Here is a 22,010-nt window from a genome sequence, read left to right as displayed (position 1 = left end):
TTTTGTCCTTTCTGGAGCCGTACATGCAGTTACGACCACTTGTTTTGCTCACGTTGCTTGGTTTCCTGGTCGCCTGCAGCAGCCATGCCCCAAAACCCGCAGCGCCCGCTCCGGCGCCGCAACAAGAGAAAAAACTGCCGGGTGTGGAAGAAGACCTGGGCCCGCTGCCCGCCTATCAGCGTGAAGTCAGCGGCCAATTGAATGGCGTACCGGCCGGCGCCGAAGTCGAACTGGCGCTGTTAGTGATCGACGACCGTTCGCGCCCGCAACAACTGCTCGCCAGCAGCGTGCTGATCGGCAACAACAAGCCCCTGGCCTTCCGCCTGCGCTTCAACCCCGAAGCGTTCCCGGCCGGTGCAAGGGTTGAACTGCGCGGTCGCGCCAGCCAGTCCGGCCAGTTGATCCTGCACCTGCCGCCGGTGCGCATCACCCAGGCGATCACCCAGACCACCGGGCCGCTGCAACTCGTCACTGCGCCATGACGCCACCGCTGGACCTGCAACGCGCCCTCAGCGAACTGATCGGCGACGCGCAACTGGTGCCCTGCCCGCTGCCGGGCACCGAGTTGTCGCTGTGGTTGCTGGACGCCGACAACATGGACCGCGCCTTCAGCCCCGAAGAAACCCGACGCATCCTGCATGAGCCGCCGTACTGGAGCTTTTGCTGGGCCAGTGGTTTGGCACTGGCCCGGTATTTGGCGGCCAACCCCGAGTGGGTGGCGGGCAAGCGGGTGCTGGATTTCGGCGCGGGTTCGGGCGTCGCCGGGATTGCTGCGGTAAAGGCCGGAGCATTGGAAGTAGTGGCGTGCGACCTGGATCCGCTGGCCCTGGCAGCCTGCCGGGCGAATGCGGAACTCAATGGCGTGACGCTGGGCTATTCAGCAGACTTCTTCGCCGAGACCGACCGTTTCGACCTGATTTTGGTCGCCGATGTGCTGTACGACCGGGCGAACCTGCCGCTGCTGGATGAATTCCTGACTCGAGGCCGCGAAGCGCTGGTCGCCGATTCCCGCGTCCGGGACTTCCAGCACCCGGACTATCAACGCCTGGACATCCTCGACGCCCTGACACTGCCCGACCTGGCCGAGCCGTGGGAGTTTCGCAACGTGAGCCTGTACCATTCGCTGCGCCGTTGAGACCATCGCAGGCAAGCCAGCTCCCACATTGACCGAGTTCCACCTTTGGAATGCAGTCAATGTGGGAGCTGGCTTGCCTGCGATTGCGATCCTGAGACCGCCCCGCTTTCAGCTAACCCCGCCAACCCTTATAGTTGCCCCATCCCCTGCTTTCTTCGAGATACCCCATGAGTGAGCCCACGCCGTACATCTTCGACGCCACCACCGCCACCTTCGACCAGGCGGTGATCCAGAATTCCTTCGAAAAACCCGTGCTGGTGGATTTCTGGGCCGAGTGGTGCGCGCCGTGCAAGGCGTTGATGCCGATGCTCGCGCAGATCGCCGAGAGTTATCAGGGTGAGTTGCTGCTGGCCAAGGTCGATTGCGACGCCGAGCCAGACGTGGTCTCGCGCTTTGGCATTCGCAGCCTGCCGACCGTGGTGCTGTTCAAGGACGGCCAGCCAGTGGACGGGTTTGCCGGTGCGCAACCCGAGTCTGCGGTGCGCGCGATGCTGGAGCCGCATGTGCAAATGCCGCCGCCGGCGGCGGCTGATCCCCTGGAGCAAGCCCAGGCACTGTTTGCCGAAGGCCGCATCACCGACGCCGAGGCCGTGCTGGTGACCTTGCTGGGTGAAGACAACACCAACGCCGCCGCGCTGATCCTGTACGCCCGTTGCCTGGCCGAACGCGGTGAGCTGGGCGAAGCGCAAACCGTGCTCGACGCGGTCAAGAGCGATGATCACAAGGCTGCCCTGGCCGGCGCCAAGGCGCAGATCACTTTCCTGCGCCAGGCCGCCGACCTGCCTGACGCCGCCGATCTAAAAGCCCGCCTGGCGCAAAACCCGCAGGATGACGAGGCGGTGTATCAACTGGCCGTGCAGCAACTGGCGCGCCAGCAATACGACGCCGCGCTGGATGGCTTGCTCAAGCTGTTCACCCGCAACCGCAGCTACAGCGAAGGCCTGCCCCACAAGACGCTGCTGCAGGTGTTCGAACTGCTCGGCAACGATCATCCGCTGGTCACGGTTTACCGCCGCAAGCTGTTCGCCGCACTGTACTGATCGTTACTCGATCCAGCTGTACAGCGGCGTATCCCCGCCGCTGGCCACCTTGACCTTGGCGCTATGGCGCAGGCGCACCAGCAGGCGCTTGCCCGCCGAGGCGCTGCCGGCCAAGCCTTCCAGTTGATCGAGCAACTCCAGCCCGTTGAGTTGCCCGGCCTGGCGCAGCAAGTCCTGGGCGGCCTGCCACAGGCTCTCGTCCAGGTTGCCCGCGGCCGGCGCCACCACGGGTTCGGCACTCGGTGCTTTGTTGGCCTGCAACTGCGCGCCCAGCCGGGCCCAGTCGCCGTCGTCCAGCTCCAGGGTCAAGTCCACCGGCAGATCGCCGACGGTTCCACGAATTCTCAACATCGCACTCACTCCCGCACTTTTCTGACGAGCATGCTCCCACGCGTCTTGCGCTACGCCAAGCAGGCGGTCAAACTCCTCGCAAAATTGTTATAAGATCACATAACAAAACTTTCATCTTTGTTCGGGAGCTCCACCATGCGCCGTTTGCTGCTCGCTTTGCCGTTTGCCCTGTTGCCACTGGCCATCGCCCAGGCTGCCGACGAGCACGACCATGACCACGAGCACGGCAGCCTCGGCGCCCACGAACATGGCGTGGGCCGCCTCAACGCGGTACTCGACGGCCAGGCCCTGGAACTGGAACTGGACAGCCCGGCGATGAACCTGGTGGGTTTCGAGCACCTCGCTACAACCTCCGCCGACAAAGCCAAGGTCGCCGCTGCCCGCAAGCAACTTGAGCAGCCTTTGGTGCTGTTCAGCCTGCCCAAGGCCGCCGGTTGCGTAGTCAGCACCCAGGAACTGAACAGCCCGCTGTTCGGCGACAAGCCTGAAGCCGAGCATGACGACGACGATGACGAGCACGCCACCGACGGCAAAGGCGCCGCCGCCCACGAACATCATCACGACCACAGCGAAATCCACGCTCACTACCAGTTCACCTGCACCACGCCGACCGCGTTGAGCAACCTCGACTTGACCCAGGTGTTCAAGACCTTCCCCGCCACCCAGAAAATCCAGGTACAACTCATTGGCCCGAGCGGCCAGCAGGGTGTGGAAGCGACGGCCACAGCAGCCACCCTGAAATTCTGATATGAACACCCTCCTGTAGGAGCTGGCTTGCCAGCGATGGCATCGCCGCAGTGTTTCAAAAATACCGAGGCGATGTCATCGCCGGCAAGCCAGCTCCTACAGTTGATCGGCGTCATCATTTAAATCGAGCCAGACCACTGACTTTCTATGACCCAAGCACTTATCGAACTGTCTGACCTGGGCTTCAATTGGCCCGGTCACCCCCAGTTGCTGGACATCCCGACGTTCCGCCTGGAGCCGGGCGAAACCTTGTTCCTCAAGGGCCCCAGCGGCAGTGGCAAGACCACCCTGCTCGGCCTGTTGGGCGGTGTGCAGAAGCCCAGCCGCGGCAGCATTCGCCTGCTGGGCCAGGAGCTGACCGAGCTATCGGCCGGCGCCCGCGACCGCTTTCGTGTCGACCACACCGGCTACATCTTCCAGCAGTTCAACCTGCTGCCGTTTCTCTCGGTACGCGAGAACGTGGAGCTGCCCTGCCACTTTTCCAAGCTGCGGGCGCAACGCGCGGTACAGCGTCACGGCAGCGTCGACCAGGCCGCCGCGACCTTGCTCGCCCACCTGGGCCTCAAGGACAAGCGCCTGCTGGAACGCCGCGCCGACTCCCTGTCCATCGGCCAGCAACAACGGGTGGCCGCCGCCCGTGCGCTGATCGGCCAGCCAGAACTGGTAATCGCCGACGAGCCGACCTCGGCCCTGGACTACGACGCCCGGGAAGCCTTCATTCAGCTGCTGTTCGCCGAATGCCGCGAAGCAGGCGCCAGCCTGTTGTTCGTCAGCCATGACCAGAGCCTGGCGCCGCTGTTCGACCGCAACCTGTCGCTGGCCGAACTCAATCGCGCCGCCACGCCCGTAGAGGTTTGAGATGTATTTGTTTCGACTAGCCATGGCCAGCCTGGCTAACCGCCGCTTTACCGCGATCCTCACTGCCTTCGCCATCGCCCTGTCGGTGTGCCTGTTGCTGGCAGTGGAACGGGTACGCACCGAAGCCCGCGCCAGCTTCGCCAGCACCATCAGCGGCACCGACCTGATCGTCGGCGCGCGCTCCGGCTCAGTGAATTTGCTGCTGTATTCGGTGTTCCGCATCGGCAACGCCACCAACAATATTCGCTGGGACAGCTACGAGCACTTCGCCGCCAACCCGCAGGTGAAATGGGCGATCCCGATTTCCCTCGGCGACTCCCACCGCGGCTACCGCGTGATGGGCACCAACGACTCCTATTTCGAACACTACCAATACGGCCGTCGGCAGAACCTGGAACTGGCCAGCGGTCGCGCCTTCGCCATCGACCCGTTCGAAGTGGTGCTCGGCGCCGAAGTGGCCGACGCGCTGCATTACAAACTCGGCGACAAGCTGGTGCTGGCCCATGGCGTGGCGGTGGTCAGCCTGGTCAAGCACGATGACAAACCGTTCACCGTGGTCGGCATTCTCAAGCGCACCGGCACTCCGGTGGACCGCACGCTGCACATCAGCCTGGGCGGCATGGAAGCGATTCACATCGACTGGCACAACGGCGTACCGGCCCAGGGCAAAGGCCGGATCAGCGCCGACCAGGCGCGCAACATGGACCTGACGCCGCAAGCCATCACCGCGTTCATGCTCGGCTTGAACAACAAGATTTCCACCTTTGCCCTGCAGCGGGAAATCAACGAATTCCGTGGCGAGCCGATGCTGGCGATCCTGCCGGGCGTGGCGCTGCAAGAGCTGTGGAGCATGATGGGCACGGCTGAAAAAGCGCTGTTCGTGATCTCGCTGTTCGTGGTGCTGACCGGCTTGATCGGCATGCTCACCGCGATCCTCACCAGCCTCAACGAGCGCCGCCGGGAAATGGCGATCCTGCGTTCGGTGGGCGCGCGGCCCTGGCATATTGCGACACTGCTGATCTTCGAAGCCTTCGCCCTGGCGCTGTCGGGCGTGATTGCCGGCGTCGGGCTGTTGTACGTGTGCATCGCCGCGTCTCGCGGCTACTTGCAGGCCAATTACGGCCTGGATTTGCCGCTGTCGTTGCCGAGCGAATATGAATGGACCTTGCTCGGCGGTATTCTCCTCGCCGCGCTGCTGATGGGCAGCGTGCCGGCCTGGCGCGCCTACCGACAATCGTTGGCCGACGGCCTGTCGATACGTTTATGAGGAAGCTGTTGATGCGTCGCGTCGTGCTTGCGTTGTTACTGCTGGTGGCCCTGCCCGCTTGGGCTGAAGACCAGCCCAAGGACCTGTCGTGGCAGGAGATGATCCCGCCGGACGCGCCGCCGGAAATCCCTAACATGAAGCCGCTGCACGACTTGTCGGGCATGGCCGATGCGCTGTCGGTGGAGTCTGCGCCGGCCGCCAAGCAGGACCTGCCCAACGCGCCCGTCGTCCAAAGTCTGGACGGTAGGCACATCCGCCTGCCGGGCTATATCGTGCCGCTGGAAGTCAGCGAAGAAGGCCGCACCACGGAGTTTCTGCTGGTGCCGTATTTCGGCGCCTGCATCCACGTGCCGCCACCGCCGTCGAACCAGATCGTGCACGTCAAAAGCGAGGTCGGTGTGAAGCTCGACGAGCTGTATCAACCGTACTGGATCGAAGGCCAGATGCAGGTCAAAGCATCCAGCAGCGAACTGGCCGATGCCGGCTACCAGATGGATGCCGACAAGATCTACGTGTACGAGTTGCAGGAATAACCCGTGATTGAAGTTTCATTGAGCTGAGTCAAAAGCCCGAACGTTACGATCTTTACCATTGGACACAAGCCATTAATAACGTCCTTTGGAGCTCCCATGAACAAGTCCCTGCTCGGCGCGTCGCTTGTCGCGCTCGCCCTCGTCGCCCCCGTTGCCCACGCTCACGAAGCGGGCGACATCCTGATTCGCGCCGGTGCCATCACCGTCAACCCGAAGGCGGACAGCAGCAGTGTCAAGGTTGACCAGGGCCCACTGGCCGGGACCAATCTGGGCGGCAAGGCGACCATGAGCAGCGACACCCAGTTGGGCTTGAACTTCGCCTACATGCTCACCAGCCACTGGGGTATCGAACTGCTGGCGGCCACGCCGTTCGAACACGATGTGAAGATCAAGAACACCGCCCTGGCGCCAGCCAACGGCAAGCTCGGCTCGCTCAAGCACCTGCCGCCGACCCTGAGCGTCGTGTACTACCCGCTGGACAGCAAGTCGGTATTCCAGCCGTACATCGGCGCCGGCATCAACTACACCTGGATCTACGACGAACACGTCGGCGGCCGCGCCCAAGACGCCGGCTTCAGCAACTTCAAGGCGGAGAACTCCTGGGGTTGGGCTGCGCAGATCGGTGCGGACTACATGATCAACGACAAGTGGATGATCAACGCCCAGGCGCGTTACATCGACATCAGCACCAAGGCCACTGTAGACAACAACGCACTGGGCCAGGGCACCCGCGCCAAGGTCAACGTGGATGTGGACCCGATGGTTTACATGGTGGGTATTGGCTACAAGTTCTAAACACGCGTCAAGCAACGCCGCCTAACCAAACGTGGGAGCCGGGCTTGTGTAGGAGCTGGCTTGCCGGCGATGCAATCAACTCGGTTTATCAGTTACACCGAGGTGATGCTATCGCCGGCAAGCCAGCTCCTACGCAAGCCCTGCTTCCACTTTTTGCGTTGGGTTGTTCTCAGCTATGCCGGTAGAACCGGTCGAGCAACGCCGGCAACCCGGCCCGCCAGGCCCGTGGCTTGATGCCGAAGGTGTGAAGGATTTTCTTGCAGGCCAATACCGCGTGTTGCGGCTCATCGGCGGCATCCGGGCGGGCGGCGTGGGCCTGGGCCGTCGGAGCTTCCACAGCCAGCTCGTGGAAGTTGCGCGCTTCGGTCAGGATCGCCTGCCCCAACGCCAGCGGCGTGGTCGCCTCCTGGCCGGCGTAGTGATAAGTGCCCCACAACGGCGCTGCGCAATCGAGTTGCTTGAGCACCGAAATGATCACCCGCGCGGCGTCGTCCACCGGCGTCGGATTGCCCCGGCGGTCGTCGGCCATCAGCAGTTCGTCAGGTTTTTCGGCACGGGCCAGGAAGCGCCCGAGGGTGCCGTCGACGCTGTCATCCAGCAGCCAGCCAAAACGCAACAGCACGTGCTGCGGGCAAGTGGCGCGTACGCTTTGTTCGATACGCCACAAGGCCTGGCCTCGCAGGCCCAAGGGTACGGGTTCGTCTTTTTCGCTGTAGGCGGTGGCGCGAGAGCCATCGAACACCCGGTAGCTGGACGGTTGCAGCAAAGTGATGCTGTGATGCTGGCACAGTTCGGCCAGGCGCTCGATCGCATATTCCTGGGCGGCCAGACGCGTTTCGCTGACTGTCTCCGCCTGAAACCAGTCGAAGTAATAGGCGAGATTGATCAAGGCATCGGGACGGGTGTCGTCGAGCAGTTGCGTAAGACTCGCGGCATCCCAGCCGTCTTGGGGCGGACGCGGGGCGAGGAAACCGATGTCTTCCTCCGCACCGAGGCGAATCAGCGCCTGCCCAAGGGCATTCCCGCCGCCCAGTAACATAAGGCGCATTCGCATAAATTGAGCAGGCCCGGTCTGTTTGGAACGATGGTTATTATCGACAGGCTTGTGAGCCATGCCGTTGGCATTTGCCAGAATCGTTGCATTTTGCGGGTTTGTAGCGCAACCGTCACTTATAAAGTACGCCGTTGCAGTGTGGTGAGCGGGCTTGCCCCGCGCTGGGCCGCGCAGCGGCCCCAATAAGGTAGGATTGCCCCATGAACCTTCCTGAATCAACCAACACGGTCTTGAACGGTTTCCACCCCGCCGTCAGCACCTGGTTTCGCAGCACGTTCCCCTCGGTGACCGCCGCCCAGGCCCAGGCGTGGCCGCTGATCCGCCAACGCCGTTCTACGCTGATCGCCGCGCCCACCGGCTCCGGCAAGACCCTGACTGCCTTCCTCGCGGTGCTGGACGACCTCGTGCATCAAGGCCTGGCCAATGGCGGCCAACTGCCGGACCAGACGCTGGTGGTCTATGTCTCGCCGCTCAAGGCGCTGTCCAACGATATCCAGATCAACCTGCAGAACCCGCTGGCCGGCATCACCGAACACCTGCAACGCCTGGGCCTGCCGCCGCTGGCGATCCGCACCGCCGTGCGTACCGGCGACACGCCGCAGAAAGACCGCGCCTTGATGCGCAAGCACCCGCCACACATTCTGGTCACCACCCCGGAATCGCTCTACGTACTGCTGGGCTCGGATTCCGGCCGACAGATGCTCGCCAGTATCCGCACGGTGATCGTCGATGAAATCCACGCCATCGCTGCCAGCAAACGCGGCAGCCACCTGGCCCTGACACTGGAGCGCTTGCAGGGTTTGTGCAGCGAACCGCTGACCCGCATCGGCCTCTCCGCCACGCAAAAACCCATCGCGGCGGTGTCACGTTTCCTGGTGGGCACCGACCGGCCCTGCGACATCGTCGATATCGGCCACGCGCGTCCCCGGGACTTGGATATCGAAGTGCCGCCGGTACCGCTGTCAGCCGTCATGGCCAATGACGTGTGGGACCTGGTCTACGACCGCCTTGCCGAACTGGCCAGGCAACACCGCACCACGCTGATTTTCGTCAACACCCGGCGCCTGGCCGAACGCCTGGCCCGGCATTTGAGCGAGCGCCTGGGCAAAACCGCCGTCGCCGCCCACCACGGCAGCCTCGCCAAGGAACTGCGCCTGGACGCCGAACAACGGCTCAAGGCCGGCGAGTTGCAAGTACTGATCGCCACCGCGTCGCTGGAGCTGGGGATTGATATCGGCGATGTCGATTTGGTGTGCCAGATCGGCTCACCCGGTTCGATCAACGGTTTTCTGCAACGCGTCGGACGCTCCGGGCACCAGGTCGGCGGCACGCCCAAGGGCCGGTTGTTCGCCACCACCCGTGACGACCTGATCGAATGCGCCGCCCTCCTCGACTGCGTGCGCCGGGGCGAGCTGGACACCTTGCTGTTCCCGGTCGCACCGCTGGATGTGCTGGCCCAGCAGATCATCGCCGAAGTCAGCTGCCAGGAATGGCAGGAACAAGCCCTGCTCACGCTGATCCGCCGCGCCTCACCCTATGCCAAGCTGGATGAACGTCACTACCAGGCGCTGCTGCAAATGCTCGCCGAAGGCTACAACGGCCGCCAGGGCATCCGCAGCGCCTACCTGCACCGCGACGCCATCACCCGCACCCTGCGTGGCCGGCGGGGCGCCAAGCTCACCGCCGTGACCAGCGGCGGCACCATCCCCGACAACGCCGACTACAGCGTGCTGCTGGAGCCGCAGAGCCTGAACATCGGCAGCGTCAACGAAGACTTCGCGGTGGAAAGCATCGCCGGGGATATCTTCCAACTGGGCAATACCTCCTACCGCATCCTGCGGGTGGAAACCGGCAAGGTGCGGGTCGAAGATGCCCACGGCCAGCCGCCGACCATTCCGTTCTGGCTCGGTGAAGCGCCGGGGCGCAGTGCCGAATTGTCGTTTGCGGTAGCGCGTTTGCATGGGCAAGTGGATGAGTTGCTGGCGGCCACGCCGGGCAACCTGCAACCGGCGCTCGACTGGCTCACCGCCACTCTGGGCCTGAACCTGGCCAGCGCCGAACAACTGCTGGATTACCTGGCGCGGGCGCGGCTGGCATTGAGCGCGTTGCCGTCCCAGGACACGTTGATCATGGAGCGGTTTTTCGACGAGTCCGGCGGCACCCAATTGATCATCCACACGCCGTTCGGCAGTCGCATCAACCGCGCCTGGGGCCTGGCATTGCGCAAGCGTTTTTGCCGCACCTTCAACTTCGAACTGCAAGCCGCCGCCAGCGAGGACGCGATTGTATTGTCGCTGTCCACCAGCCACAGTTTTGAGCTGGACGAGGTGTGGCGCTACCTGAACAGCAACACCGCCGAGCACATCCTGACCCAGGCGGTGCTGGATGCGCCGCTGTTCGGTGTGCGCTGGCGCTGGAATGCCGGGGTGGCCCTGGCGCTGCCGCGTTACACCGGCGGGCGCAAAGTGGCGCCGCAGATCCAGCGCATGAAGAGTGAAGACCTGATCGCCAGCGTATTCCCCGACCAGATCGCCTGCCTGGAAAACCTCGCAGGCGAGCGCGAAGTGCCCGAGCATCCGCTGGTGGAACAAACCCTCGACGATTGCCTGCACGAGGCCATGGACAGCGAAGGCTGGCTGGCCCTGTTGCGGCGCATGGAGCGCGGTGAAATCCGCCTGATCAGCCGCGACCTGCCGGCGCCCTCGCCACTGGCGGCGGAGATTCTCAGCGCCCGCCCCTACACCTTTCTCGATGACGCGCCGCTGGAAGAGCGCCGCACCCAGGCCGTGCTCAACCGGCGCTGGAGCGACCCGCAAAGCACCGACGACCTCGGCGCACTGGATGCCGAAGCGATCGCCGGTGTGTGTGAGGAAGCCTGGCCGGCGCCGAATGGCCTGGACGAAATGCATGAAGCGTTGATGAGCTTGGCGTGCATCGCCCAATCCGAGGTCACGCCGCAGTGGGCGCAATGGCTGCAAGCCTTAGCCGAAGGCGGTCGCGCCAACCGCTTGCAGATCGGTAGCGACCAGGCCATTTGGGTGGCCGTGGAACGCTTGAGTTGTTTAAAGGCGATCTACCCGAATGACCTGCCGCTGCTGCCCGGTTTCGATCAGCCCTGGACGTTCGACGAAGCGCTGGTGGAAGTGCTGCGGGCGCGCCTGAGCGGCTTTGGCCCGCTGACGTTGATCGAGATCGCCGCACCATTGGCTTTGCCGGTGGCCGAGGTGTCACAGGCACTCGCGCGGCTGGAAAGCGAAGGCTACGTGCTGCGCGGCCGTTTCAGCCCTGGCGTCAGCGAAGAACAATGGTGCGAACGTCACCTGCTGGCGCGTATTCACCGCTACACGGTCAAGCGCCTGCGTCGGGAAATCGAGCCGGTGGCATTGCAGGATTTCATGCGGTTTCTGTTTGACTGGCAACACCTGTCGGACGGCACTCGCGGCCAGGGCAGTGCGGTGTTGCCGCAGATCATCGCGCAGTTTGAAGGGTACGCCGCGGCCACGTCGGCCTGGGACAGTGATTTGCTCAGCGCACGGATCAAGGATTACTCGCCGAGCTGGCTGGACGACTTGTGCCGCAGCGGCAAGGTGGTGTGGACACGCCTGAGCAACAAGGCTGGCGCAACGGCCTTGCGCAGCACGCCGGTGGTGCTGTTGCCCCGCAGCCAGGTGCCCTTGTGGAGCGGACTGACCGAGGCGCCTGACAGCACTGAGCTATCGCCCAAGGCGCAGAAAGTCCATCAAGCACTGCGGGACAACGGCGCGCTGTTTTTCGATGAGTTGATCCACGAAGCCCACCTGTTGCGCAGCGAACTGGAAACCGCCTTGCAGGAACTGGTGGGCGCCGGGCTGGCGAACGCCGACAGCTTCGCCGGCCTGCGCGCCCTGACCACGCCGGCGAGCAAACGCCAGGCCCGCAGCAGCCGGCGTGGGCGTGGCGCGTTTATCGGCGGGATGGACGATGCCGGGCGTTGGGCGCTGGTCAGGCGTGCGCCGGTGGCAGACGGCACACGCCCGGCGGCACACTCGGCCGAAACGCTGGAGCATGTGGCGATGACCTTGCTGCGCCGCTACGGCGTGGTGTTCTGGCGCTTGCTGGAGCGTGAGGCGGACTGGTTGCCCAGTTGGCGGGAACTGCTGCGCACGTTCCATCGGCTGGAAGCCCGGGGCGAGATTCGCGGCGGGCGGTTTGTGAGTGGTTTGGCGGGGGAACAGTTTGCATTGCCGGAAGCGATTCCATTGCTGCGGGAAGTGCGGCGCAGGCCCCACGATGGAAGCTTGATTGCGGTGTGCGGCGCCGACCCGCTGAACCTGGTGGGCACACTGTTGCCGGGCAGCAAGGTGCCGGCGTTGAGCGGCAACCGGCTGGTGTATCGGGATGGCGTGCCGGCGGCAGTAGAGATTGCCGGCAAGCAACAGGTGTTGTTGGAGCTGGATCAGCAGGAGGCCGGGTTGGTGCGGGAAAAACTGATCAGACACTGAGCCCCGTAGCAGCTGTCGAGCCCAAGCGAGGCTGCGTGGGGCGCGACTCGATTCAGCGCCAGGCTGAGTTTTGGTGTTGCTGCCAACGCAGCCTCGCTTGGGCTCGACAGCTGCTACGGGGTTCGGGTGGTCTGGGCTATTGGGTTCTTGGCTGCTCCGTCAGCACCACCGACGAAGGCGCCTCTTCTTCCGGCTCATCCACCTGCTGCCCGACCCGCTGCGGCAGCATCACCTGCTGTGGATAAGTTTGCGCGAAGTGAACAAAGGCGCAGTTATCCACAAGCTTTTTCAGCCGCTGGTTAAACGCGCGACTCACCGCATATTGCCCGCCCGACACCGTCCGGAACTGCGCCGTCAGCACCACGCCGTTAAGGTCCATCTTGTCGACACCAAACACCTCCAGCGGCCCTTGCAGGTTGTACTTGAGGAACACGTCATCACGGATCGACTGCCCCGCCTCGCGGATCAATTCCACGGCCTTGTCGACGTCGGTGTCATAGGTGAACTGCACCGAGAAGAACGCATAGGCAAATTGCCGCGATTGGTTGGTAACCGCCTTGATCTGCCCGAACGGCACCGAATGCACAAACCCCTTGCCGTCGCGCAGGCGCAGGGTACGGATGGTCAGGCCTTCGACGGTGCCGGCGTGGCCGGAGTCGAGCACCACCCAATCGCCGATCGACAGGGTGTCTTCGATGATGATGAACAGGCCGGTGATCACGTCCTGCACCAGTTGCTGAGAACCAAAGCCAATCGCCAGGCCGACCACCCCGGCACCCGCCAGCAGCGGTGCGACGTTGATCCCAAGATTGGCCATGGTGGTGATCGCGCAGATCACCACCAGGATGATTTTCACCGCGTTGCGCAGCAACGGCAGGATGGTTTTTACCCGCGTGCTGGGCTGGCGGCTGGAGCGTTTGTTGACCGGCGGTTTCAGGGCTTCCTGAATCGCCGTGTCGAGTACCACCCAGAACAGCCAGGTCACCAACAAGATCAAACCAATGCTGCTCAGGGAATCACTGATGGCCCGGCCCACCGAGTTGCGCTGGGCAAATTCAAACAACGACACGCCCCAGATCCGCCCAAGGATTTCGATAAAGGCGATGGCCATCACGATGCGCAACAGCGCGTGCAGCAGGCTAAGGAACCGCTCCTTGTAGGCGCTGCTGCGCTGCACCGCCACTGTGCTGCGGGACTGGAACAGGTGCTGCAATACAGTGCTGAGGAACACCGTACCGATCAGCAGGATCGTGGTGAACAACGCGCAGCGCAGGGCTTTCTGGCTGTCGTCGCCGGCGCCGATCAGGTTGATCGCCGACACCAGCACCATCAGCAGAATCGGCCAATACCACAGGCCGGAAAACACCCGCAGTGATTGCTGCACCGCCGGATGTTTCAAGCGTTGGGCCAGGGGCCGGTTGCGGATCAAATGCGCCACCGGACGACGCAGGCGAATCACCAGCATGCCGAAAATCACCGAGGCAAACAGCCCGGTGAAAATCGCCACGCTGGCGGTGATATTGCCCCCCAACTGGCGGGCAATCTGCGGGCTGGTCAGGGCATCGCTGAGGGCGGCGAGGAAGCCGATCAGGAACAGCGGCTTGGGGCAGTAGTCACGAATAATCCGCACGGCCGGGCGCTTGTGGCCGACGTTGAACATGACAATGACGCACAGCAGGATCGAGGTGGAAAAAATGCCGCTGCTGGTGGCGTAGGCAAAACACAGCGCCAGCGCGCGGCCCACCGAGGTGGGCAGGAAGTGGCTGACGTAAAGCGTTAACGGCAGGCAGATCAGGGCAGGAATCGTGTAGGGAATCAGGTAGCCCAGCAATGCCTGAAGGCGCTGGCGCGGTGCGATATGCCGCTGCTGGCTCAGGCGCCTGACGATAAACCGCCCAAGCAGGGTCAGCACGGCGAAGGCGCCGATCCACACCCCGGACAACACCAGGAAGTCCCCGGCCACGCTCCATGAGGAACGTTCGGACGGCTGGTTGACCAGTTTGTCCACCTCGTCTGCCGCCCGATCGGCCCGCAGGCGCCAGGCGTCGATCAGGTTCTGGTTGAGGTCTAGTTTGTCTTGCACACCATCGATGCTGGAGCTGATGGCGCCGAGCAGGCCGCCTTCCACCAGCAGCTCCGGCTTGGCCGGGGCGGCAGGCGCTGGAGCCGCGGGGGCGGTGGCCGCTTGCAGCGCGCCATTGCCGCAGAACAGCAGCGTGCCGAGCAGTAGCACAGTCTTTAAATTCAACAAAACACCGGGCTCCTTCAGAAGGGTCTGTAAGGAACTGACGGGTTTGGCGGCTGATCGTTCCCCCCGCCCATCGATCCGTGCGTGCCAGGCAAATATCAAATGCCAATACCTGTCTTTTTCCGCACAAGCCGACACCCGAGACTGCGCGCCTGATTGAAACCCACCGGAGTTGCAGCCATGCCCATTGCCTTGCTCGCGCTGACCCTCAGCGCTTTCGCCATCGGGACGACCGAATTCGTCATCGTTGGCCTGTTACCCACCATCGGCGCCGACCTTGGCGTAAGCCTGCCGTCCGCCGGCCTGCTGGTCAGCCTCTACGCCCTGGGCGTGGCCATCGGCGCGCCGGTGCTCACCGCACTGACCGGCAAAGTGCCGCGCAAATTACTGCTGTTGTCGCTGATGGTGCTGTTCACCCTCGGCAACCTGCTGGCCTGGCAAGCGCCGAGTTATGAGTCCCTGGTGTTGGCGCGGATCGTCACCGGCCTGGCCCATGGGGTGTTTTTCTCGATTGGCTCGACCATCGCCACCAGCCTCGTGCCCAAGGAAAAAGCTGCCAGCGCGATTGCGATCATGTTTACCGGCCTGACCGTGGCGCTGGTGACCGGTGTGCCGCTGGGCACGTTTATCGGCCAGCACTTCGGCTGGCGCGAAACCTTCCTAGCCGTTTCGGCCCTGGGCTTGATCGCGTTTATCGGCAGCCTGCTCTATGTGCCGAAAAATATCGCCCACAGCAAACCAGCGTCGCTGTTGCAGCAACTGCAAGTACTGAAACAACCACGGCTGCTGTTGGTGTACGCCATGACCGCGGTGGGGTACGGCGGCTCGTTCATCGCGTTCACCTACCTGGCGCCGATTCTTCAGGACATCAGCGGCTTCAGCGCCAGCACCGTCAGCCTGGTGCTGCTGGTGTATGGCATCTCGGTGGCCATCGGTAACATCTGGGGCGGCAAACTGGCCGACAAACGCGGCCCGATCAGTGCGCTTAAAATCATCTTCGCCCTGCTCGCCGCCGTGTTGTTCGTGTTGACCCTCACCGCCGGCAACCCATGGCTGGCCCTGGCCACTGTGCTGGTGTGGGGCGCGGTCGCCTTCGGCAACGTGCCGGGCTTGCAGGTGTACGTGGTGCGCCAGGCGGAACACCACACGCCGAACGCGGTGGACGTGGCTTCGGGCCTGAACATCGCAGCGTTCAACCTGGGGATCGCCGGTGGTGCATGGGCCGGTGGTTTGATCGTCGCCCACATGGGCTTGATCCACACCGCGTGGATTGGTGCCTCGGTGGTATTGGTGGCCCTGGCGCTGACGGCCTGGAGCGGTCGACTTGACCGCCTGGGGCCGGTGCATGCCGAGAGTTCGACCCGCGTGGTTGGTGGGCACTGATCCGCCGGGATAAAACAAAACAACTGTGGGAGCCGGGCTTGCCCGCGATGGCGGTGGATCAGTGAGATAACTCTCTGCTGACACTCCGTCATCGCGGGCAAGCCCGGCTCCCACATTGGAGTGTGGTGTTGCCCAGCGCCAAACCGTCTGTAGGACCGTCGAAACTTTCTTCCAATCATCGCAGTCACCCTAAAACGGAGGTCACCACACAGCTAACCCACGGGAGTCATCATGGCCGCGATTCATATCGGCATTTCCGGCTGGCGCTACACGCCTTGGCGGGGGGATTTCTACCCCGAGGGCCTGACCCAGAAGCGCGAGCTGCAGTTTGCCTCACGGGCGGTCAACAGTATCGAGATCAACGGCTCGTTCTATGCACTGCAAACACCCAAGCGCTACGCCGAGTGGTATGGCGACACGCCCGAGGGATTTGTGTTCAGCGTCAAGGCGCCGCGCTATATCACCCACATCCTGCGGCTGCGGGAGGTGCACAAGCCGATGGCGAATTTCTTTGCCTCCGGCGTGCTGGAACTCAAGGAAAAGCTCGGGTCGATCCTCTGGCAGTTCCCGCCCAGTTTCAAATTCGACGCGCCGTTGTTTGAGGCTTTTCTGGCCGAACTGCCCACCACTACCGCGCAAGCCGCCGCCCTCGCCCGCCAGCATGAACCCCGCCTGAACGGCAAGGCGAGCATGAAGGCCTACGGCAAAAAGCCGCTGCGTCATGCGGTGGAAATTCGCCATAAAAGTTTTGCCGTACCGGAGTTCGTCGAGCTGCTCGACAAGTATGGCGTGGCCCTGGTGGTGGCGGACACGGCCGGCAAGTGGCCCTATCTGGAAGATGTCACGGCGAACTTTGTCTACCTGCGGTTGCACGGGGACAAAGCGCTGTACGCCAGCGGCTATACGCCCGAAGCGCTCAAGCGCTGGGGTGATCGTATCGAGCGCTGGAGCCAGGGCAAGCAACCGACCGATGCGCAGTTGATCGACCCGCAGCACAAGCCCCGTGCCCGCAAGCAGCGCGAGGTGTTTTGTTATTTCGATAACGACATCAAGGTGCGTGCACCCTTCGATGCGCGCCAGTTGCTGCAGCGTTTTGGCCTGGACCAGCAATTGGCTACCGAACCCGGCAAGCTGCCGGACGCTGGGGTGTTGCCATGACGCACCCAGAGCTGATGCCGACCGCGCCCACCGAAGCCATCACCCGGTTCAGGGTGCTGACGGTCAATACCCACAAGGGTTTCACCGCGCTCAACCGGCGCTTCATCCTGCCCGAGTTGCGCGAGGCGATCCGCAGCGTGGCCGCCGACGTGGTGTTCCTGCAGGAGATCCACGGCACCCACGAGCGCCATCCCAAGCGCTACAGCAACTGGCCGAGCATGCCGCAGTACGAGTTCCTCGCCGACAGCATCTGGCCGCAGTTCGCCTATGGCCGCAACGCGGTGTATCCCCACGGCGACCACGGCAATGCGTTGCTGTCGAAATTCCAGATCATCCGCTATGACAACCTCGACATTTCCCAAAGCGGCCATGAAAGCCGCGGGCTGCTGCATTGCGTGTTGCGCCTGCCGGGTAATGTGCAGGACGTGCACGCCATCTGCGTGCACCTGGGGCTGCGGGAAGTGCACCGCCAGCAGCAACTGCGCCTGATCGCGCAGCGGATCGCCGAGATCCCCGCCGACGCGCCGGTGATTGTCGCCGGTGACTTCAATGACTGGCGCCAGCAGGCAGACCTTGCTCATTGCGGGCTGCGGGAAGTGTTTATCGAAACCCTGGGCAAGCCGGCCCGCACCTTCCCCGCGCGCCTGCCGCTGCTGCCTCTGGACCGCATCTATGTGCGCAACCTCAAGGTGCATCAGCCGCAGGTGCTGACCAGCCGCCCGTGGTCGCATTTATCCGACCACGCGCCGCTGTTGGTGGAGATCGAATTATGAACAGCGCGCCCCTGGAAAAGCTTGCGGTGGAGCATATCGCGACCGACCAACCGCCGGACGATGCAGCAGCCCGGGACCCGGATTATGGCTGGCAGGGAAGCAACCAGATTGAGTTGCTGGAGAACGGCGAGGCTTACTTCCCCAAGGTGTTCGAGGCGATGCGCCAGGCCCAGCGGGAGATCCTGCTGGAGACCTTCATTCTGTTTGAAGACAAAGTCGGCCATGAACTCAAAGGTATTTTGATCGAGGCCGCGCAGCGTGGCGTTAAGGTGGTGGCCAGCCTCGATGGCTTTGGCTGTGGCGAGCTGACGCCAGGGTTTCTCAGTGAGCTGAGTCAGGCCGGCGTGACCGTGCAGATGTTCGACCCGGCGAGCAAGACGCTGGGCTTTCGCACCAACTGGTTTCGCCGCCTGCACCGCAAGATTGTGGTGGTGGATGCCACCGTGGCATTTATCGGTGGGATCAATTTTTCGGCCGACCACCTGGGGGATTTTGGCCCCGAGGCCAAGCAGGATTATGCGGTGCAGGTGCAAGGCGCGGCGGTGGCTGACTTGCACCATTTTGCCCTCGCGCAAAGTGGCCGGCGTGTGCGCAAGCGTCGCGGCTGGCGGCGTGAGCAACGCCCGTCGCCCTGGGCTGCGGGCGAGGGCGATGGTTTGGTGCGGCTAATTTACCGGGACAATCTGCAACACCGTTCCGACATCGAAGAAGCCTACCTGCATGCCTTGCGCAAGGCCCAGCGGCGGGTGGTAATTGCCAACGCTTACTTCTTCCCGGGTTACCGTTTGCTGCGGGAAATCCGTAATGCCGCGCGGCGCGGGGTGCAGGTGCAATTGATCATGCAGGGCCAGCCGGATGTGCTGCTCGCAAAGCTTGCGGCACGCATGCTGTATGACTATTTGCTCAAGGAAGGCGTGGTGATCCACGAGTACTGTCAACGTCCGTTGCACGGCAAGGTGGCGTTGGTGGATGAGCAATGGAGCACGGTGGGATCAAGTAATCTTGACCCGTTGAGCCTGTCGCTGAACCTTGAGGCCAACGTGCTGATTCGCGATCGCGGGTTCAATCAGCAACTGTTCGAACGCCTGGAATACCTGAGCCAGAACCACTGCAAGACCATGCCGGAAAACCGCTCGCCTCGCGGCTGGTTCTGGCGGGTAACCGTGGGCTTCGTGGTGTTCCACGTGCTGCGGCATTTTCCCTCGTGGACCGGCTGGCTGCCGGCCCACAAGCCGAGGTTGAAACCCTTCGTTCATGAGGAGCGTGCGGACCATGACCCAAGCTCACACAGCTGAACAGAACGCCCGCCCGGGGTTTTTCAAACGCTGGAAAAAACCGCTGACCGTGGTGTTTTTCCTGGTGCTGATCGTGCTGTTCACCCTGCTTGCCCGGCGTATCGACTGGAGCGAGGTGTTCGACACCCTCGGCAGTTTCAAGCTGCGCACCTTGCTTATCGCCGGCGCGCTGACCCTGTGCAGTTTCCTGGTGTATTCGTGCTTTGACCTGATCGGGCGCACCTACATCCGCCAGCCTTTGCGCTGGAAGCAGATCCTGCCGGTGGGCATCATCAGCTATGCCTTCAACCTCAACCTGAGTGCCTGGGTGGGTGGCATCGCCATGCGCTACCGGCTGTATTCCCGGTTGGGGGTGAGCAGCGGGAACATCGCGAAAATCCTCGGCTTGAGCCTGGCCACCAACTGGTTTGGCTACATGGCGATTGCCGGCGCGGTGTTCAGCAGCGGGCTGGTGTCGCTGCCGCCGGGGTGGAAGCTCAGCAGTGGCGCGCTGCAAGGCGTTGGCGTGCTGCTGGTACTGGCGAGCCTGGGTTATCTGCTGGCGTGCCGGTTGTCGAAAAAGCGCGCGTGGTCGGTACGCGGGATTGAAATCAACCTGCCGTCGCTGCGCATGGCGGTGTTGCAGCTGGCACTGGGTGCGCTGAACTGGTCGCTGATGGCGGCGGTAATCTTCACGCTGCTGCCCAAGCAACTGGATTATCCAGTGGTGCTCGGCGTGTTGCTGATCAGCAGCATTGCGGGGGTCGTCACGCATATCCCGGCAGGGCTTGGGGTGCTGGAGGCGGTGTTTATTGCCTTGTTGCAACACGAAGCGTCCCGCGGCAGTTTGCTCGCGGGCCTGATCGCCTATCGCGCAATCTACTTCATCCTACCGCTGCTGGTGGCCCTGGTGATGTACCTCGCGGTGGAAGCCAAGGCCAAGGCGCTGCGCGTGAAAAAGACGCCTAAGACTGAATAATGCTCAAGCGTTCGCCCACCACCATCTCGGTGATCCAGTCCACCAGGATCGAGGTGTAGGCCTGCTGCGACACCGGGTCACTCAGGGAGTGATCCGCACCGTCGATAATCCGATGGGTCAGCGAGTGCGTCTGCTGGCAGGCCGCGCGGTAGCTCATGATGGTGGCGTGGGGCACGTGATCGTCGGTTTCCGATTCAACAATCAGCACATCCCCGGTAAATGCCGCGCAGGCGTGCAAGGCGCGATTGGTTTGGGCGTGCACAAACGTGCCGCGGTAATCCATCAGGTCGGCCTTGTCCAGGTCGCGCTTGGGCTTGAGCCACTTCTGGTCGCGGTACAGCGCAGGTACCCGCAGCGCCAGCCAGCGCACGGGGCGCAGCGAGGTGAGGATGGCGGCCAGGTAACCGCCGTAACTGGTGCCCACCACCGCCACCGCCGAGGTGTCGATGGCCGGGTGTGACAGCAGGCGGTCGTAGGCGGCGAGCAGGTCGCGCAGGTTGTCTTCGCGGGTGACGCGCGACAGTGGAATGCCGTTACCAGCATGGCCGCGCAGGTCAAAGGTGAGGCACACGCAACCCAGCCCGGCGATGCCCTTGGCGCGTTCCAGGTCACGCTCCTGGCTACCGCCCCAGCCGTGCACAAACAACACCCCCGGCACTTTCGATTTGGGACTCAGGAACGTCCCGCTCATCTGTTCATCGTCGATATCAATGGCAATGTTTTCGCTTCTAGCCGTCATAAGATTTGACCGTCACATACTTGAGAAGAAAGTCGCTGTTTTCGGCCGGGCCGCGGTACACCTCAATCGCGTCAGCCGGCAGTGGCTGGTCGACGTAGGTTTCTACCGACGAGACGTAAATCGCCCGCAGCCCGGGGTTATTGACGAAGCTTTGCAACGCCGCGACTTCCGCGCTGCTGGCCCCGCCCATACGCCAGGATTGCTCCAGCACACCGCTGCGGCGCTGGCCGTCGCTGTCCAGGCCTTGGGCGATGTCGTAGTTGCGCCGCGAAGCGTAGAACCCCGGGTAGGCTTCATCCGCCGCAGTATCAAACGCCTGCGCTTGCTCGATGGCCAAGCGCACATCGTCAGGTAGCTCGAGCTCAAGCAGGTCTTCGTAGTAGCCCGGTACCACCAGCAGGTTAGAACCACCATAGACCTCCTCGCCCTGCCCGTCCTGGGTCAGGTACTGATCACCGCAGTAGCTGATGACGTGATCGCCGATAAAGCTCTGGCCTACACTGTGAGTGACCACCTGGTGCAAATCCTGCTCCAGTACCACACCGTCAGTGAACAGTTGCGCCGCGTCAGGCCGGGCGAGGATGGCGTCGAATTCGTCGAGGCTGCGGATCACTTCCTGGCCGCGACCGGCGCACGCGTGCACGGGCTTGAGGCGGATCGGCCCGGTGTAGAGCAAGTGGGTGGCCGCCGGCCGCGCGTCTTCCAGGGCGTGCACACTCAGGCCATCAAGTACCACGTTGCGAATACGCTCGGAAAACAGCGGCGACCAGCCTTCAGGGGCCACCGCATTTTTATTCAGCAGCCCGTGGCTGATGGCCTTGGTGCAGATGAAGTCGTGATCGACGTAACCGCCCCACAAGTCTTCGGGGCCTTTGATGCCCAATTGCCGCGCCTGGGCCGCACCGACCAGGGTTTGGGTAGGTAACAGATAAAGGTCGCGCCCACTGTGCAACTCAGGGTCATAGCTGCCGCCATATTTGAGCCCGAGGATCTGCGCCAGCCAGCGGGCCAGGGCGCGGTTGGTTTCGACTTCGTGCAACGGCGCGCCCGGTCGGACCGAGTGTGCCACTACGATTTTCTTGCGCTTTATCGGGGTCATGCGTCCCCCTTGGCTGTCCTGCCATGTGTGTAGGGAGAAGGTTGCAGGGATCAAGCCAAGGCGAGGTTTGTTTAAACTCCTCGATAATCAATCAGT

The 22,010-nt window shown here is 63.1% G+C and carries 19 protein-coding genes; 14 read left to right on the top strand and 5 right to left on the bottom strand.

Annotated features, from left to right (window positions below; translation table 11 throughout):
- The first annotated feature begins 23 nt into the window (after positions 1 to 23).
- The 3 genes from ACZRN6_RS21395 to trxA all read left to right on the top strand — a co-directional run bounded on the left by ACZRN6_RS21395 (position 24) and on the right by trxA (position 2,175).
- Entirely contained in the window at positions 24 to 482 is a 459-nt protein-coding gene (locus tag ACZRN6_RS21395) for a YbaY family lipoprotein (RefSeq protein WP_464008787.1), read from the top strand.
- On the top strand, positions 479 to 1,135 hold the full coding sequence (locus tag ACZRN6_RS21390) for a class I SAM-dependent methyltransferase (protein WP_322147767.1): 657 nt from the start codon (positions 479 to 481) through the stop codon (positions 1,133 to 1,135). Before ACZRN6_RS21395 ends, ACZRN6_RS21390 begins: the two co-directional genes overlap by 4 nt.
- A gap of 167 nt (positions 1,136 to 1,302) precedes the next feature.
- On the top strand, positions 1,303 to 2,175 hold the full coding sequence (gene trxA / locus ACZRN6_RS21385) for a thioredoxin (protein ID WP_322147768.1): 873 nt from the start codon (positions 1,303 to 1,305) through the stop codon (positions 2,173 to 2,175).
- A 3-nt stretch (positions 2,176 to 2,178) separates the two neighbouring features.
- Here trxA and ACZRN6_RS21380 read toward each other — a convergent pair whose 3' ends face one another.
- Complete coding sequence (locus tag ACZRN6_RS21380) at positions 2,179 to 2,526, bottom strand: hypothetical protein (RefSeq protein ID WP_322147769.1); 348 nt, start codon at positions 2,524 to 2,526, stop codon at positions 2,179 to 2,181.
- Between the two features lie 135 nt (positions 2,527 to 2,661).
- Between ACZRN6_RS21380 and ACZRN6_RS21375 the strand changes: the two genes are divergently transcribed.
- The 5 genes from ACZRN6_RS21375 (at position 2,662) to ACZRN6_RS21355 (ending at position 6,726) form a co-directional block, all read left to right on the top strand.
- Entirely contained in the window at positions 2,662 to 3,273 is a 612-nt protein-coding gene (locus ACZRN6_RS21375; RefSeq protein ID WP_464008786.1) for a DUF2796 domain-containing protein, read from the top strand.
- A gap of 147 nt (positions 3,274 to 3,420) precedes the next feature.
- Positions 3,421 to 4,131 carry an ABC transporter ATP-binding protein gene (locus ACZRN6_RS21370; protein WP_464008785.1) on the top strand — a complete coding sequence of 237 codons (711 nt, stop codon included), beginning with the start codon at positions 3,421 to 3,423 and terminating at the stop codon, positions 4,129 to 4,131.
- 1 nt (position 4,132) lies between these two features.
- Entirely contained in the window at positions 4,133 to 5,398 is a 1,266-nt protein-coding gene (locus ACZRN6_RS21365) for an ABC transporter permease (protein WP_464008784.1), read from the top strand.
- A gap of 11 nt (positions 5,399 to 5,409) precedes the next feature.
- Positions 5,410 to 5,931: a DUF3299 domain-containing protein gene (locus ACZRN6_RS21360; RefSeq protein ID WP_464008783.1), complete on the top strand. Its 522-nt coding sequence runs from the start codon at positions 5,410 to 5,412 to the stop codon at positions 5,929 to 5,931.
- Between the two features lie 96 nt (positions 5,932 to 6,027).
- Positions 6,028 to 6,726, top strand: coding sequence for an OmpW/AlkL family protein (locus ACZRN6_RS21355; RefSeq protein ID WP_464008782.1), 699 nt, complete (start codon positions 6,028 to 6,030; stop codon positions 6,724 to 6,726).
- A 169-nt stretch (positions 6,727 to 6,895) separates the two neighbouring features.
- Here the strand turns inward: ACZRN6_RS21355 and ACZRN6_RS21350 are convergent, their stop codons facing one another.
- Positions 6,896 to 7,780: a sugar nucleotide-binding protein gene (locus ACZRN6_RS21350; RefSeq protein WP_322147777.1), complete on the bottom strand. Its 885-nt coding sequence runs from the start codon at positions 7,778 to 7,780 to the stop codon at positions 6,896 to 6,898.
- 200 nt (positions 7,781 to 7,980) lie between these two features.
- Between ACZRN6_RS21350 and ACZRN6_RS21345 the strand changes: the two genes are divergently transcribed.
- Positions 7,981 to 12,261, top strand: a complete 4,281-nt coding sequence (locus ACZRN6_RS21345; RefSeq protein WP_464008781.1) for an Lhr family helicase — start codon at positions 7,981 to 7,983, stop codon at positions 12,259 to 12,261.
- Between the two features lie 136 nt (positions 12,262 to 12,397).
- Here ACZRN6_RS21345 and ACZRN6_RS21340 read toward each other — a convergent pair whose 3' ends face one another.
- On the bottom strand, positions 12,398 to 14,512 hold the full coding sequence (locus ACZRN6_RS21340) for a mechanosensitive ion channel family protein (RefSeq protein WP_464008780.1): 2,115 nt from the start codon (positions 14,510 to 14,512) through the stop codon (positions 12,398 to 12,400).
- Positions 14,513 to 14,689: 177 nt separating this feature from the next.
- Here ACZRN6_RS21340 and ACZRN6_RS21335 point away from each other — a divergent pair, with 177 nt between their 5' ends.
- The 5 genes from ACZRN6_RS21335 (at position 14,690) to ACZRN6_RS21315 (ending at position 20,076) form a co-directional block, all read left to right on the top strand.
- Positions 14,690 to 15,892 (top strand): MFS transporter, encoded by a 1,203-nt coding sequence (locus ACZRN6_RS21335; protein ID WP_464008779.1) that lies wholly within the window; start codon positions 14,690 to 14,692, stop codon positions 15,890 to 15,892.
- 231 nt (positions 15,893 to 16,123) lie between these two features.
- Positions 16,124 to 17,050: a DUF72 domain-containing protein gene (locus ACZRN6_RS21330; RefSeq protein WP_464008778.1), complete on the top strand. Its 927-nt coding sequence runs from the start codon at positions 16,124 to 16,126 to the stop codon at positions 17,048 to 17,050.
- Complete coding sequence (locus ACZRN6_RS21325; protein WP_322147785.1) at positions 17,047 to 17,823, top strand: endonuclease/exonuclease/phosphatase family protein; 777 nt, start codon at positions 17,047 to 17,049, stop codon at positions 17,821 to 17,823. Before ACZRN6_RS21330 ends, ACZRN6_RS21325 begins: the two co-directional genes overlap by 4 nt.
- Positions 17,820 to 19,118, top strand: coding sequence for a cardiolipin synthase ClsB (gene clsB, locus ACZRN6_RS21320; RefSeq protein WP_464008777.1), 1,299 nt, complete (start codon positions 17,820 to 17,822; stop codon positions 19,116 to 19,118). Before ACZRN6_RS21325 ends, clsB begins: the two co-directional genes overlap by 4 nt.
- A complete protein-coding gene (locus ACZRN6_RS21315) occupies positions 19,096 to 20,076 on the top strand; it encodes a lysylphosphatidylglycerol synthase domain-containing protein (RefSeq protein WP_464008776.1) in 981 nt (326 codons plus the stop codon). The genes clsB and ACZRN6_RS21315 overlap by 23 nt, the downstream gene beginning before the upstream one ends.
- On the opposite strand, the gene ACZRN6_RS21310 is transcribed toward ACZRN6_RS21315, so the two are convergent.
- Positions 20,063 to 20,815, bottom strand: coding sequence for an alpha/beta hydrolase family protein (locus ACZRN6_RS21310; RefSeq protein ID WP_464008775.1), 753 nt, complete (start codon positions 20,813 to 20,815; stop codon positions 20,063 to 20,065). The two genes, ACZRN6_RS21315 and ACZRN6_RS21310, sit on opposite strands and share 14 nt — an antisense overlap.
- Positions 20,805 to 21,914: a DUF3182 family protein gene (locus tag ACZRN6_RS21305; RefSeq protein WP_464008774.1), complete on the bottom strand. Its 1,110-nt coding sequence runs from the start codon at positions 21,912 to 21,914 to the stop codon at positions 20,805 to 20,807. The genes ACZRN6_RS21310 and ACZRN6_RS21305 overlap by 11 nt, the downstream gene beginning before the upstream one ends.
- Between the last annotated feature and the right edge of the window lie 96 nt (positions 21,915 to 22,010).

The organism is Pseudomonas sp. A125, assembly GCF_055409485.1.
Note: the sequence above shows the minus strand (reverse complement) of the source record. Positions and strands in the feature narration are given on the sequence as shown.